Below are 14,359 nucleotides of genomic sequence, written 5' to 3'. Positions count from 1 at the left end.
GGATCTGCGGGCGAGGCGACTGGTCGGGGTCCGGACGCCAGATCGGTTCAGCGGTCAATTCTTCTCCTCAGCACTTCGGTGGGCAACAGTGGAAGCAGACCTCAACGGCCGAAACGATGGTATTCGTTTTGCAGTCGAGGCTTTGGGTCCACCTTACGTCCGGTGCCCTGGTAGATGGGTCCGGTTGCCCAAAACGCAACTGCGCCGCTGAGAGTCCTCAACGGCGCAGTCGGCAGAAGGGTAGGTGCAGGCTCAGCCCCACACGCCTCGGGTGTCGTGGACGATCTTCTGCGCGAGCAGAGACCGATCAAGGCGGGTGAACTCGTTGTGGTCGACGAGGAGCAGCACGATGTCGGCATTCCTCACCGCTTCATTGAGTTCGGTGAGAGTGACGTTCTCGCAGTCGGCGAGCTCGGCCGGTAGAGCCTCAATATTCGGTTCGACTGCCATGATGTTCGCCTGCGGCAACTCCGCGGCCAGGCGGCCGACGATCTGGCGGGCAGGGCTCTCACGGAGGTCATCGATATTCGGCTTGAACGCCAGTCCCAGGGCTGCGATCTGCACGTCGTTGATGCGTTTGGCCTGGGGGAGGAGCTTGTCGAGGACGAAGCCCGGCTTGGAATCGTTGACCTCACGGGCGGTGCGCACCAGAGAGGACTGCTCCGGCGCCGAGGCGACGATGAACCAAGGGTCGACCGCAATGCAATGTCCGCCGACGCCGGGGCCGGGCTGAAGGATATTGACTCGAGGGTGGTGGTTGGCCAGCTTGATGAGCTCCCACACATTGATGTCGAGACCGTCGGCGATCATCGACAGCTCATTGGCGAAAGCGATGTTGACGTCCCGATAGGCGTTCTCCGTCAGCTTCGCCATCTCTGCAGTCCGGGCATCGGTCATGAGGAACTCGCCCTCGCAGAAGAGTTCGTAGAGCTCGCGGGCACGTTCGCCTGCGTCGCCATTGAGGGTACCGACGATACGGTCATTAGTGCGTAACTCAATCATAATTCGCCCGGGCAGAACGCGTTCGGGACAGTGCGCGAAGTACACAGAGTTAGCCGTTCCCGGTTCAAGAGTGAGGTCGGGTCGTGCGTTCAAGATGGTGTCCGCGAGAAACTCGGTGGCCCCCGGGGGTGAGGTGGACTCGAGGATGACGAGTTCATTGCCCTTGAGGAGTGGAGCGATCTGCTTGCCTGCGGTCTCGATGAAGACCAGATCCGGTTTGTGGCCTTCCTTGAATGGCGTGGGAACCGCGACGATGTAGTTGTCCGCATGCGGGGTCTCGGTCGTCGCCTTCAGATACCCCTGTGACACGACACCTGCGACGGTCGTGCTCATGTCAGGTTCGACGAACGGTACTTCGCCCTGATTGATGAGGTCGACAGCTTTCTGATTGATGTCGACGCCGATGACATCGGCACCAGAACTGGCCAGGACCGCTGCAGTGGGGAGGCCGATGTAGCCGAGTCCGATCACGGCGACATTCGGTCGGCTGCTTCCAGAAGTGGGCGTCATTGAGTGGTGCTCCAAAAAGATGGGTGACAGTGAGTACCCCGATATTCTAGTCCGAAATGAGCTGCGCCTGATCGCCTAATAAGGTTATCGCCACGACAGGTGAAATTTAAGTGAGCGAGTTTGCGTATCAATGATGTCTCAGTCATCTGTGCAGGCCCGCTCGCAGTCCTGCTATATCCTGGCGTGAGGGGGAGTTCCGCTCCAGATTTGTCGTCCGAAGGAGATTTGATGAGTACGTCCGCTTCGCCGCAGAGGCCGAAGGTCATGGTCGTCTATGGGACTCGTCCCGAAGCGATCAAGGTTGCCCCGGTGATTAAAGCACTCGAAGCGGATGAGACTCTCACCCCTCTCGTTGTCGTGACTGCTCAGCATCGGGAGATGCTCGATCAAGTCAATGAAGTTTTCGACATTGTTCCAGACGTTGATCTCAATCTCATGGCACATGGACAGACGCTCAACGGCATCGCAGGCAGTGTGATCACCATGATCGATGCCGTGCTGGAGGAGCACCAACCGGATGCTGTACTCGTCCAGGGGGACACCACGACGGTCATGGGTGCGGCGATCGCCGCGTTCAACCGCGAGATCCCAGTCGTCCACCTCGAAGCAGGGCTACGGAGCGGCGATATCAATTCTCCGTTCCCGGAGGAGGCGAATCGAAAAATCGTATCGCAGATCGCGCGCATTCACCTCGCGCCGACGATGGTCTCCAGGCAGAATCTTCTCGCCGATGGCGTGCCTGACGAGAACATCCACGTCATCGGCAACACAGTCATTGACGCGTTGCATTGGGCAGTGGAGCGTCCGACTGAAATCACCGTGCCGGAAATCTCCGCTTCCCACAGCGAGGGTAGGAGTGTTCTCCTGGTGACGACACATCGTCGCGAAAACCTCGGAGAGAACATGGTGAATATCGGCCGTGCCATGCGGCAGCTCGCCACCAGCTACCCCGAGCTTCTCATCGTGTGGCCAGCGCATAAGAACCCAAAGGTCCGCGCGTCGATTGCACCGCAGATTGAAGATCTCGACAATGTTGTGTCTATCGAGCCAGTTGAGTACGGAGAGTTCTCGCACCTCATTGCGAGATCAGACATCGTGCTCACGGACTCGGGCGGCATCCAGGAAGAGGCCCCGAGCCTCGGTAAACCGGTGCTGGTGCTCCGGGAGAATACAGAGCGTCCCGAGGCCGTGGATGCAGGAACGGTTAAGCTGATCGGCACAGCGAGTGACAAGATCATCTCCGAGGTCTCGCGGCTCCTTGACGACAAGAAGGCGTATCGAGATATGGCGAATGCTGTGAACCCTTACGGCGACGGTCATTCTGCTGGCCGCAGCGTGGATATTCTCAACGATCTGCTCAGCGACAGCTGAGCTTTCGGTCAGAAGCAGTAATGTCCATGGCTGAAGCCAAAGCTGTGGACATTACTGTTCGCAAGAAGCAGTTCGTCGTCGACAGTCCATGTGTGGCTATGCGAGTCACGAACTTGGACGAAATTGAACCGGTCCGCTGAGTAAATACGTGCTCCGTCGGAGACGATTCGACGTTGAAGATCGGTGTCTTCGCCCAGCGTGCGGTTGGCAAAAGGGAAGCGCCGGAACAGTTCGTTGCTCCCCATCAACGTGGGTCCCATGACAAGGTCGGTGAATCGATGTTCGCGTTCGGGAAATCGGCACATGACGATGTCACGATTGCGCAAGTGAAGGTAGTGGGCCTGCTTGCCGACAAGATCTGCGTTTGAGTAACGCAGTGCCGCCAACTGGTCCGTCAGATAGTGTTCACCGTAGATATCATCGTCATCCATCTTGGCGATGATGTCACCTGACGCCGCTTCAATTCCGCGGTTGAGGCAGGTGCCCAGGGAGTCCGAGCCGGGGGCCTCAAGCAGTACTAGGTTTTCGATACCCAGATCGGCGGCATGATTCAGCATCTCCGGCGATGATCCAAACCCATGTTGGATGAGGATGAGCTCTCGGTTCTCAAGCTTCTGCGCGGCGTGTGTTTCAAGGACGTTTCTGAGGTGTTCCGGCCGATTCGTCGAAACCACGACAGATACGGAACGGGGAATCGGATCGCTATACTCGACTCCGATAGAGTCCATGATCGACATTGCGCGGTGAGTGTAGGTGTGCTCGTTCCAGATGCGCCGTTGCGCGAGATGGACAGTGCGGTCGCGGAGTTCGCTACTTCTGACGTATGCCCTGAGGGTCAGTTCGGCTTCTTCTTGGGTCTCAGGCTGCGGGAGTTCTGAAAGTGGGAAGAAGCGCTTCGTGGCTTCGCTGGGTGTCGAGATTACCGGAGTTCCGGCGGCGGTGATCTCGAAGATGCGTCTCGCACACATGCTCGGTGAGTCGACCACCGAATTCACATTGAGGAAGACCTTGTAGTTCTTGTAGGCCGTAAGAAGGTTTCGGTAGGGCAGGGACCCGACTACTCGTTCGGCCAAAGTGCCCGGAAATTGGTATCGTTGGTTATCGCCAAGGAACCGAGAGAAGATCTCCAGCCCGTGCTCCATCCGTGGGGACACCTTGTGGGCTGCCCCTAAGAGCAGGTCCATCTGAGCCCGACGTTCAGGGAACTTGTGCGTGAAGTACATTCCCGCGAACGCAATATCGCGAGCGGCGAAGTTGTGCGCTGGTCGGACCGGAGAATGTATCGCGGGTTGAGCGGCAAACGCCAAGGGGGCGATACGTTCGTGTCCGAGGAGTTCTTTGTACTTGTGGACAAGCCGCACGTCGCTGGTGAAGACGACATCGAACAACTTCGCAAGAGGGAGGAAGTCGTCGAAATGCGGCGGATCTTCCTTGTTCCAGAACACCGTGGGGATACCACGATGGCGGCAAGCCTCCAACAGTTCGACAATTTCGGGGCTCGGTCCGGCCGTGCCGGTCAGTTTGAACTTCCACTCGCCGGCGTTGCCGTTCCATGCAGATTCGATGAAAACGAAGTCGACCAAGTTCAACTGCGATTCCCATCCACGTCGATGCAGTGGGACCGTGTCCCATTCGTAGCCAAAGCTCCCTGCTGAGAACTCATCGAGGATGGTGCCTACTCTGAGCCCGTCGAAGACAGGTCGACGGTCGGACCTCGGAGCTGGAGGGAACGATTCTTCCAGACTGTCTGCGGAGAGCTGATCGGTCGACCGGCCTTCGGCAATTCCTTCTCGAAGATTCCTGCGACGCTTCCACTTCAGAAATTGAGCAGGACCGCCCTGTCGCAAGTGCCAGAGACCGGTCCTCAGAGTGTGAAGCGGCGATTGAGGCACAGTCGGATCCTTTCGACCTGAACAGAAACACGCACTGACTGGGTTCGCGGAGACCTAGTTCAGTATGGCGCTTTCAATAAGACGGTCTATTCCATGCTACTTGCAGTGTTTCAACCGAGAACGAAAACAATTCTTAACGCTTTCAACAGCCTTCCTGTGCGAAAGCTGTTAGCCCCAATAGTACAATCGAGAGGTTGCAAGTAGTTCGGTCGGCTGTTGTGAGATGCACTCCATAATTCTAAGCTGAACAGAGTCAGACCATGGACGTCGGGAGAAATGAGGACAGTGGGAAGCAATTCAGGGCCCATACCCTCACGAACCCCGATGAGACGGCACGGCCGAGCAATGGCGCTGTCACTCATCGATGGTCTCGTCTTCGCGTTCCTCGTCGTAGCGATGACACTCGTGCGATACGACTTCCATACGTCTCTCGTCAACACGCCCGGAATGCTCGTCTGTTCGGCGATCGGTCTGATCGTCTTCCTCATCGGCGGGCCTCTGGCGATCTACCGCGGTCGCTACCGACGGGGCTCGACCGATCAGTTCGCTGCAATCGTGGGAACGGTTGCTTTGGGCGTCGGGGTCATGTGGGTGGTCGAATTCGCCTTCGCCAGTCGACTGCTCATTCCGACCAGCGTTCCCATTACGGCGGGAGCGCTCATGGTCGTAGTCAAGAGCCTCGAGAACTGGGTTCGACGAAACATGAGGCAGCGCAGTCTTACCACGTCCGGCGCTTCCCGGCCTACGATTGTCGTTGGCGCGGGAAACCAGGGCATGCTCGCCCTCGACATGATCGCTCAAGACACGCACAACGAATTCGTCGCTGTCGGCATCCTCGACGACGACCCTGCCAAGCGGCATCTGCGCTATAACGGAATACGCGTGCTCGGACCGATCGCCGACATCGCCAACCATGTCGATCGTACCGGTGCCGGGGCCGTCATCATTGCGATCGCTGACCTGCCTCCCGAGGAACTCTCTCGTATCGCTTCGAATCTCGAATCCAGACCGGTCGAGATCAAGATCATGCCGAAACTCTCGGATTCCGCGTTGGCACGTCCCGAGCCTGACGGTCATGACGTCGCCGACCTGCGTCACCGAAGCTTCCGCGATGTCAGCCTCGAAGACCTCATCGGACGCAAACCGATCTCGACGAATATCGACGACATCGCCTCGGCGATCACCGGCAAAGTTGTCCTCGTGACCGGGGCAGGCGGTTCCATCGGCTCACAGCTGTGCCGTCAGGTCGCCCGGTTCGACCCGGCCCGACTCATCATGACCGATCGGGACGAATCCGGTCTGCATGCTACTGAGCTCGGTCTCGATGGGTCAGCCCTTCTGATCAGTGATGACCTCGTCCTCGGAGACCTGCGCGATCCGGCATTCATCGATAACCTCGTCGCCGAGGCGAAGCCGGACATTCTCTTCCACGCTGCGGCTCTCAAACATCTGACCTTCCTTGAACGTTTTCCGGAGCAGGCAGTGCGCACGAACGTCGGAGTCAGCCTCGATCTGCTCAACGCAGCAGTGGCTCACGACGTTGATTCCTTCGTCCACATCTCCACCGACAAAGCCGCCGGTGCGACCTCGGTGCTGGGGCGGACGAAGTTCTCCATCGAGCGCGCGATCGCCTCCGTGGCTGCGGCAACTGGACGTCGTTATATGTCGGTGCGTTTCGGAAACGTGCTCGGTTCCCGGGGGTCCGTGCTCGAGACCTTTGTGGCTCAGGTGGCGGCAGGGGACCCCGTCACTGTCACCGATCCCGAGGTCACTCGGTACTTCATGACCGCAGGCGAGGCATGTGAGCTCGTTCTGCAGGCCGCGGCGATCGGTGGCCCCGGAGAGACTTTGGTCCTCGACATGGGCGAACCGATCCGCATCGCTGACCTCGCCAAGCGAGTGATCGCGCTGTCAGGTCGCAGCGATGCGCAGATCGTCTACACGGGTCTGCGTCCGGGGGAGAAGCTCACTGAAGCCCTTCTGTCGCCGGTGGAGGTCGACAGCCGACCTAATCATCCGCTGATCACTCAGGTGCCGATCGCTCCGATCGATCTGGAGAAGCTCGGTGCCCTGGTCGCCGAATCCCGCGACCCGCGAGTCTTCACACAGCGGTCGACACTGGAGCACCACCTGACGAGTCTCCTCGACTCCGAAGCAACACCGGTCACCGATGACGCGACGGATGCGATCGCCCCGGACTCGACATCATCAAGTGCCTCCGAACCCGGCGCGGATCCTCATGACACCGGAGTCGGCCTCTGATGGCTATGCAGTCGCTGGTGATCCTGGTTGTGGCCGCAGTAGTCACGGTACTCAGCGCCCTCATCGCCTTTCCGCTGCTGCGGCGAGCGGGTGTCGTCGATGTCCCCTCTCATCGATCCTCGCATACTCTGTCGACCGTACGCGGCGGGGGAATCGCCATCGGCTGCGGCATCACAGTAGCCACGATTCTCGCCATGGTCTGGAGCGTTAGCGAAGACGGGGTCTTCGGCCTCGGCGGAACCCTCCTGCCGATCGGTTTCCTGGTCCTCACCTGGTGCTATTCGGCCATCGGGATGAGCGATGATCTCGACTCCCTGCGCCCCGCCGGGCGTCTGATCGGACAGGTCATCCTGGCTCTGCTGTTCAGCGCCATCATCGCAATGTTCTCCACTCAGGGAATCGCTCACGTCATCGCCTTCGCGGTCATCGGCGTAACCACTGTCAACGCCGTGAACTTCGTCGACGGACTCAACGGGTATGTCACCGAGTGGACCATCGTCACCGCTGGATGGTTCGCCTTCGTCGGGTCCTGGGTGGGCGAGAGCGATATTGCGCTGCTCGCTCTGGCGTTGGTCGGGGCTGCTGTCGGGTTCCTCCCGTTCAACCTCGGTCGGGCCAAAGCGTTCCTCGGAGACACGGGAAGCTACGGCATCGGAGCGGCAGTGTTCGCACTCGCGGTCTGGCTGTTCGTCCAAGGCGTCCCGATCGTCGTAATCATCGCACCGATGATCTTCGTCTTCTTCGACGTCGGACTCACTTTGGTCCTGCGCTTGTTTCGGGGGGAGAATATCCTCTTGCCTCATCGTGAACACATCTACCAGCGGATCCAGCAGGCGGGCTGGCCGCACAGTTCCGTTTCGCTCTTCCACGCCGCATTGAGTGTTCTCGCCTGCATTATGGCCGTTCCAACCCTCATCAGCGGAAATACAGCGATGACGTACCCGGCCCATGTGTTCTGGGTCGGATTGCTCGCCCTCTACGCGCTGCTGCCCATATGGTTGAACCGTCGAGCCCCTACGGAGGCGGTCACCGCATGAGAATCGTTCTGCTCAGTCATTACTACTACCCCGAAGTCGGCGCACCGCAGCGACGGTGGCGGATTCTCGTCGACCACTTGCGCGCAGTCGGACACGACGTCATCACGGTGGCACCACACCCGCACTACCCGTATTCCGACCGGAACGGATTCTTCGGCTCCAATGTCGGGCGAGGGCGCCGTCGAGTCGACGTGCGCCTGGGCGGTACCTGGGACACCGGAATCGACGGTGAGCGAATCCTCCGCGTGCCGTATTTGCACAGCGGATCGTCGATGGCTCGTCAGCTGCTCGACCAGTCGGTGTCGGCAACGGGCGCGATGTCGGCGGTCATCGACCGGCTGCGGGGCAGAATGCGCCCCGATGTCATCGTCTCCACGACTCCGGCACTGCCGTTTCTGCTGGCCGGCGACACTCTGTCGCGACTGCTGCGGGTTCCGCATATCGCTGAAGTCCGCGATGCATGGCCTGACCTCATTTCGGAGATGAACTTAGTGACGGGAGCTGTTGGGAAGTATCTTCCCGGGACGCTGACGCAGCGTCTCGAACATCGACTGCTGCCGGACCTGCTCACTCGCGCTCAACGGCGTGCAGCGGTCGTCGTCGTTACTACGGAAGGTTTCAAACGTCGGTTGGAACAGCGCGGGGTAACCGCCCAGGTCGTTCGCAGCGGAGTTTCACCGGCGGAGTTGGAAGGCGCGTCCGGGCTGACTGCAACGGGGGCGATTCCCCTCGTTCCTGCGGCAGAGGAGTCGAGTACTGCCGGCGGCGAAGTCATAGGCAGGGTCTCTGCCGATCACAGTGGGCTCAACTTGCTGTATGTGGGCACGGTCGGGCGATCTCAGGATCTCAGCACCTCGATTCGTGCTCTGGCTCGCACCGAGGGTGTGCGACTGCGAATCGTGGGCGATGGCGTCGGTGCTGTCGAACTCAAGACGGTCGCTTCCTCGTACGGAGTGCCGGTGGAATTCCATCCCCAGATCGCAGGTGCCGAACTCGCGGCCCATTGGGAGTGGGCAGATGCCGGGCTGGTCAGCCTCAGCTCGCTCGACTCCTACGAATGCACAGTGCCATCGAAGCTCTATTCACTGATGGCCCGTCGAATTCCTGTCCTCGGCGTCGTCGCCGGTGAAGCCGCCGACATAATCGCCCGCACCGCGGCAGGAGAAGTTGCGGTTCCCGGTGAAGTCGATTCCGTAGCCGCGGCGATGAAGAGGATGCGAGAACGAGTCGAATCTGGTGAGGAATTCGGATCGAATCCGATCTCAGGTCTGAACCCGCGCGACTGGGTGGTTCGGAATGCTTCGGCAACCGCAATGGGACGCACCTACGAACGGCTCCTTGAGCAGGTGGTTTCGTGAATCTGCGCTTCCTCGCCCGACAGCTTACGAATGTGGTATTGACCACGGCTGGTCATATCAACGACGACCGCGTGTTCTTCGGTATGCAATTGGCACGTCGCCTGCCAGGCCCTGCCTCTCGCTTCGTCGGACAAGCACTCGGACGTCTGCCGGGCGGCGCCACTCGGGCGGCTTCAGCGTGGCTGCTCGGTGAAGAGACGACAGCGAAGTCATTGGTTGCCGGATGGTACTCGCCTTCACGCCTTCTCGGCGAGATCGCTCTCAATCTGGGACTCCTCGACGAAGCCGAGTCGATCGCAGCTGCTCTTCCGGTTGCCCAGGCACTGAGCTCACGTATCGAGTGGACCAATGGACACCTCGACGAAGCCATCTCAGTTCTGCCCTACGGCGCACGCCGGACACGACTGCTCGATGAGCGGCAGTGTCTGCAACCGCAATGGTGGCCGGAGGTGTCGAGCCATGTCATGGCTCGTCGGGCACGCGGCAATGCGGAACATGACCGAGGTCAGCATCCGACCGCGCTGCATGTGTTGACGAACTCCCTGCCTCATACACGCTCGGGCTATGCGTATCGCTCACATGCCATCCTCACGACTCTGCGGGAAGCAGGCCATCAAGCGGCTGCGGTCACACGCCCGTCGTATCCCGTCACCATCGGACGACTGAGCCAAGGGCCGGTCGAAGTCGTCGACGGCGTCGAATACATCCGCGACGTGCCGCTAAGACCGCTTCCCACGCCATCCGAAAGGCTGAGCGAACAGGCGAATCACATCGCTGCTGAAGCCCACGAACGCGGAGCACAGATCCTCCATACCACTACGCACTACGTCAACGGCTTGGCGACTGGTGCTGCCGCGGCAGCAGCGGGCATGCCCTGGGTCTACGAAGTCCGCGGAGTCCTGGAAGAGACGTGGGCGTCGGCAGGAAGCAGCCCGGAAGAGCGCTCTGCACGACGGGACAGCCAACGCTTCGCACTCATGCGGGCCAAGGAGATCGAAGTCGCATCGGCAGCCGACGCAGTCATCACCCTGGGCGAGACGATGCGGGAACACCTGATCACCGGGGGAGTGCCGGCAGAGACCATCACCCTCATTCCGAATTCGGTCTCCGAAGCCGTCGTCGACACCGACGTCACCCGCAGTCCGGCTGAGGTGAGGACGAGCCTCGGCCTGCCCGAAGACGGAATCTGGGTCGGTACGGCAGCGTCGGTTGTCGGATACGAGGGCCTCGACGACCTTGTCGACGCCGTCATCCTCGCCCGGAGCCAAGGGACGGACCTGCGGCTGCTGGTCGCCGGCGACGGTGTCGCGCTGCCGGTACTGCGCGAACGCGCAGCTGCTCTGGGAGAGCACGCCGTCTTCACCGGTCGGGTCTCCCAAGCCCAGGCGATTGAGTACCAACTCGCGCTCGATGCGATCGTCGTGCCGCGCAAGGATGAACCAGTCTGTCGTTTGGTCACTCCTATCAAACCGATCGAAGCGATGGGTCTTGCGAGACCCGTCGTCATCTCCGACCTGCCGGCACTGCGTGAACTGGTTCCGGACAGTGCAGGCTTGGCGACGCCGCCTGAAAACCCGCAGAAACTCGCGGAACTGCTGTCCGAACTCGCCGCCGATGACACGGCGCGGGCAAGATTCGGAGACAATGGACGAGCACACGTTCTTGCAACTCGCAGGTGGAAGGAAATCGGACGACGATATGGGCAGGTCTATTCTCAACTCGTGGGAAGTGATGTGCAATGAGTGAGACGAAGAACCCTCTCGGGCTGAGCTCAATCCCGTCCGTATCGAGTAAAGGACTCGTGCCCGTCGGACGACGGACGAGCCTGAGCAGCTACCTCGCCGCACTGTGGAACCGCCGCCACTTCATCATCGCCGAGTCCCGAGCCAAGATGTCGAGCTCGACGAGGAAGAACATACTCGGCTACGGCTGGTTGTTCCTCAACCCGTTGCTTTCGGTGCTCGCTTTCTGGTTCATCTTCGGATTCATCCTGCAGACTCAGAAGGGAGTCCCGAACTTCCTGGGCTTTCTCGTAGTCGGTGTGTTTTTCTTCGGCTTTACAGGCAAGTGCATGACCGGCGGAACCGCGGCCATCCGAACTGGCTCATCGATGATCAAAGGATTCCAATTCCCGCGTGCCGCACTTCCGATCTCAACCGTGGTCCGGAATTTCCTCGACTTCATACCAACCCTGGTGGTTATGGTTGTCGTCCTCATAGCTGTCCCTCCGCTGGAGGTGGTCACGTGGCGAATCCTTCTTGTGATTCCAATTGTCTTCCTTCAGACGATCTTTAACGTCGGTCTTGCCTGCTTCCTAGCGCGTCTTGGACACAAGATCCCGGACCTCACGAATTTCATGTCGATTGTCAGCCGGTTCTGGCTCTACGGATCGGGAGTGTTCTTCTCCATCGAAGACCGTTTGGAAAATCACCCGGCACTCTTGGAAGCAATGCAGTACAACCCGATGCATGCTTATCTGACGCTGGTGCGCAACTCACTGCTCTACGGAGTCGATTCGGATCCGAAGATGTGGATAGTCGGCACGGTCTGGGCCTTTGGCCTTCTCATCGTCGGATTCCTGTTGTTCTGGAGGGGGGAGGAGAACTATGGCCGACTCTGAGGTCCAGGAACCCAATATCATCGCCGAGAACGTCCAGGTCCGGTACACCGTCAGCACCAATGATCCAGGCAGTAAGGCAACTGGAGTCCGACGCCTGACGAACAAGATCGTCGGACGGCAAGGTCAGACCACCGTAAGAGCACTGCGCGGGGTCAACTTCGTCGCCCGCGAAGGAGAGATGGTGGGGATCGTCGGCACCAACGGCTCCGGAAAGTCCACATTCCTGCGTAATGTCGCCGGCGTCGAGCAGCCGGACCGCGGCCGAATCCTCGTCCGTTATCAGCCGCTTCTGCTCGGCGTCAGCGCTGCCCTGCAACCTGCACTGTCGGGGAGCGAGAACGTCCGCCTCGGATGTCTGGCAATGGGATTGTCTCCGGAAGAGGCGGCCGAAGCCTTCGACTATGTCGTTGAGCTCTCGGCATTGGGCTCGGCGATCCACCGGCCGATGGGAACCTATTCCTCGGGCATGGGCGCCAGACTCCGATTTGCCATTGCATTGGCTGCGCGACCGAAGATTCTGCTCATCGACGAAGCACTTTCGACTGGTGACGCGACTTTCGCTGAGCGCAGTGAACGTGCGATGGATGAGCTTCTCGCTGAAGCGGGAACGGTTCTGTTGGTCAATCACGCTGCCAAGGTGATCCAGGAACTGTGTACCCGTGCAGTGTGGATGCACCGAGGTGAGATCCTCATGAATGGCCCAGCCGAGGCTGTTGCAGAGAAGTATCGGTGGTGGGCGTGGAATGTGGCGAAGGGCAAGGAAGATATCGCCGACAAGCTCCTCGCCGATGTGGTGGGCAATGCGGTCAAAGAGGAGATTAATATCCTCGAACCTGAGCTCATCAAGAACCCTATCCCGCGCCATGCGGCGCGCCCTTCTAAGAGGAAAGCCGCTCCTGCACGCCATGTGAAGCGACAGGACACGGACGAAGGAGTCGAAGAGACTCCGACTCCGATGTTGGCTGCCGCCGAAGAACAGGTTTGGCCGAAGTCCTTCGACTCTGAATTGCCAAAGGCTAAGTTCCCAGCGTTGCCCAAACCTGCTTCTCAGTCGGTGAGCGCTCCACGAATCACCGATGCCCCGCCGTTGCGACTGAATCCCAGTAAGAAACGGGTCGTTCTACGAGCAGCAAACCCGAGCGACCGTGCGTCGTCATTTGCCGCCGCGGACGACTTCACCAGTCGCAGGCTTGCCTCTCGCGCACGCCAGATCGCCGACCAACGCTACGAGGAGCGCCAGCGCTTGAGACAGGACGGTGCTTCTCCTGCAGTTCACCAGGATTCACGCCGATGAAGGTCGCAATCTTCGGTTCTTGCGTGAGCCGTGATACCGCGAACATCATGCCCGAGGCCGAGGTCGTCGCCTACGTGGCCAGGCACTCGGTGACGAGCCTGGAACGTCCGCATGGGACAACCGGAATTGATCTCAGCGAACTGACCTCTACCTTCCAAAAGCGAATGGTCACCAGCGACCTCAAAGGCACCGGCGTTGAAACGATCGTGAAGAACGCCAACAACCTCGACGTCGTTCTCCTCGATCTGGTTGATGAACGGCGAGGGTTTTGGAGCTTTCCTGACGGCACGACGATAACGAACTCAATTGAATTTGAAGCATGTGGGGGCGCCCGTATAGCACGACGCGACGGGGCTCGACTGATCGAATTCGGCACAGATAAACACTTCGACCAGTGGCAACCAGGTTTTGAACTACTGATTGACCGACTGAAGAACGCAAAGCTTTGGAAAAAGACGATACTACTGGATCTTGAGTGGGCCGCTGCAATCGATGGAGCCCGCCACCCGCGCAGCTTCAAGACGGTAAAACTCAGCCGAATTGCCGGGCATACTAGGCGCACCATGCAAATAGGGAAGCAAGCAATTGCTCAAGGCAACAGTCTGGCCACTGTGCGAAGAAGAATGCAATCGGTCCAGCCGACCGAGTCTGAAACATACGCTATGCGTGCCTTCAAAGCAAACAGCGATTACCGACGATATCGAGAATATGCAAGCACGATGGTAAGAAACGCAGTGTCCAGGAAGAGTGACGAGTTGCGGATAGATCCAGAACATAAATGGGGAGCGCAACCATTTCACTATACTCTAAATAACTATAAGTCAGTAAGAGAGGAGATTCTTGAAACTGCGAAAAGCTTTAAGTGAAATGCAAGCGCCACCAGACCAAGTTCCAACTCCTCAGTTTGTCTGCTTTGACAGATCTCGCCTACGGACGCGATCTGCTTGAGACATCACTATAGTAATGACGCCCAGCCCCCAAATACTAAGAATAGCTTTGGAGACCTGCGAACC

General features: G+C 59.3%; 10 protein-coding genes. 8 read left to right on the top strand and 2 right to left on the bottom strand.

Annotation, left to right across the window (positions count from 1 at the left end):
• Positions 1 to 252 precede the first annotated feature (252 nt).
• Complete coding sequence (wecC, locus tag ACH82I_RS08450; RefSeq protein WP_413336634.1) at positions 253 to 1,512, bottom strand: UDP-N-acetyl-D-mannosamine dehydrogenase; 1,260 nt, start codon at positions 1,510 to 1,512, stop codon at positions 253 to 255.
• 228 nt (positions 1,513 to 1,740) lie between these two features.
• On the opposite strand from wecC, the gene wecB reads away from it, so the two are divergent.
• The gene (gene wecB, locus ACH82I_RS08445; protein ID WP_413336633.1) at positions 1,741 to 2,883 is read left to right on the top strand and encodes a non-hydrolyzing UDP-N-acetylglucosamine 2-epimerase; all 1,143 of its coding nucleotides are present in this window, start codon (positions 1,741 to 1,743) and stop codon (positions 2,881 to 2,883) included.
• Positions 2,884 to 2,891: 8 nt separating this feature from the next.
• On the opposite strand, the gene ACH82I_RS08440 is transcribed toward wecB, so the two are convergent.
• Positions 2,892 to 4,466 carry a glycosyltransferase gene (locus ACH82I_RS08440; protein WP_413336632.1) on the bottom strand — a complete coding sequence of 525 codons (1,575 nt, stop codon included), beginning with the start codon at positions 4,464 to 4,466 and terminating at the stop codon, positions 2,892 to 2,894.
• Positions 4,467 to 5,120: 654 nt separating this feature from the next.
• Here ACH82I_RS08440 and ACH82I_RS08435 point away from each other — a divergent pair.
• The 7 genes from ACH82I_RS08435 to ACH82I_RS08405 are packed head-to-tail and all read left to right on the top strand — an operon-like array spanning position 5,121 to position 14,212.
• Positions 5,121 to 7,037 carry a polysaccharide biosynthesis protein gene (locus ACH82I_RS08435; protein WP_413336631.1) on the top strand — a complete coding sequence of 639 codons (1,917 nt, stop codon included), beginning with the start codon at positions 5,121 to 5,123 and terminating at the stop codon, positions 7,035 to 7,037.
• Positions 7,037 to 8,074 carry an MraY family glycosyltransferase gene (locus ACH82I_RS08430; protein ID WP_413336630.1) on the top strand — a complete coding sequence of 346 codons (1,038 nt, stop codon included), beginning with the start codon at positions 7,037 to 7,039 and terminating at the stop codon, positions 8,072 to 8,074. Before ACH82I_RS08435 ends, ACH82I_RS08430 begins: the two co-directional genes overlap by 1 nt.
• Positions 8,071 to 9,432: a glycosyltransferase family 4 protein gene (locus ACH82I_RS08425; protein WP_413336629.1), complete on the top strand. Its 1,362-nt coding sequence runs from the start codon at positions 8,071 to 8,073 to the stop codon at positions 9,430 to 9,432. The genes ACH82I_RS08430 and ACH82I_RS08425 overlap by 4 nt, the downstream gene beginning before the upstream one ends.
• A 38-nt stretch (positions 9,433 to 9,470) precedes the next feature.
• Complete coding sequence (locus tag ACH82I_RS08420) at positions 9,471 to 11,174, top strand: glycosyltransferase family 4 protein (RefSeq protein WP_413336628.1); 1,704 nt, start codon at positions 9,471 to 9,473, stop codon at positions 11,172 to 11,174.
• A complete protein-coding gene (locus ACH82I_RS08415; protein WP_413336627.1) occupies positions 11,171 to 12,052 on the top strand; it encodes an ABC transporter permease in 882 nt (293 codons plus the stop codon). The genes ACH82I_RS08420 and ACH82I_RS08415 overlap by 4 nt, the downstream gene beginning before the upstream one ends.
• Positions 12,039 to 13,346: an ABC transporter ATP-binding protein gene (locus tag ACH82I_RS08410; RefSeq protein ID WP_413336626.1), complete on the top strand. Its 1,308-nt coding sequence runs from the start codon at positions 12,039 to 12,041 to the stop codon at positions 13,344 to 13,346. The genes ACH82I_RS08415 and ACH82I_RS08410 overlap by 14 nt, the downstream gene beginning before the upstream one ends.
• The gene (locus ACH82I_RS08405) at positions 13,343 to 14,212 is read left to right on the top strand and encodes a DUF6270 domain-containing protein (protein WP_413336625.1); all 870 of its coding nucleotides are present in this window, start codon (positions 13,343 to 13,345) and stop codon (positions 14,210 to 14,212) included. The genes ACH82I_RS08410 and ACH82I_RS08405 overlap by 4 nt, the downstream gene beginning before the upstream one ends.
• The last annotated feature ends 147 nt before the right edge of the window (positions 14,213 to 14,359 follow it).

The sequence above is a fragment of the Brevibacterium sp. GP-SGM9 genome (assembly GCF_047300845.1).
GTDB lineage: Bacteria > Actinomycetota > Actinomycetes > Actinomycetales > Brevibacteriaceae > Brevibacterium.
The sequence above is the reverse complement of the archived record's forward strand: the minus strand, read 5'-3'. Positions and strand labels throughout refer to the sequence as shown.

Coding starts and splice junctions, on each gene's coding strand:
- wecC (WP_413336634.1), bottom strand. CDS start 1,512: ATGACGCCCACTTCTGGAAGCAGCCGACCGAATGTCGCCGTGATCGGA.
- wecB (WP_413336633.1), top strand. CDS start 1,741: ATGAGTACGTCCGCTTCGCCGCAGAGGCCGAAGGTCATGGTCGTCTAT.
- ACH82I_RS08435 (WP_413336631.1), top strand. CDS start 5,121: ATGGCGCTGTCACTCATCGATGGTCTCGTCTTCGCGTTCCTCGTCGTA.
- ACH82I_RS08430 (WP_413336630.1), top strand. CDS start 7,037: ATGGCTATGCAGTCGCTGGTGATCCTGGTTGTGGCCGCAGTAGTCACG.
- ACH82I_RS08425 (WP_413336629.1), top strand. CDS start 8,071: ATGAGAATCGTTCTGCTCAGTCATTACTACTACCCCGAAGTCGGCGCA.
- ACH82I_RS08415 (WP_413336627.1), top strand. CDS start 11,171: ATGAGTGAGACGAAGAACCCTCTCGGGCTGAGCTCAATCCCGTCCGTA.
- ACH82I_RS08410 (WP_413336626.1), top strand. CDS start 12,039: ATGGCCGACTCTGAGGTCCAGGAACCCAATATCATCGCCGAGAACGTC.
- ACH82I_RS08405 (WP_413336625.1), top strand. CDS start 13,343: ATGAAGGTCGCAATCTTCGGTTCTTGCGTGAGCCGTGATACCGCGAAC.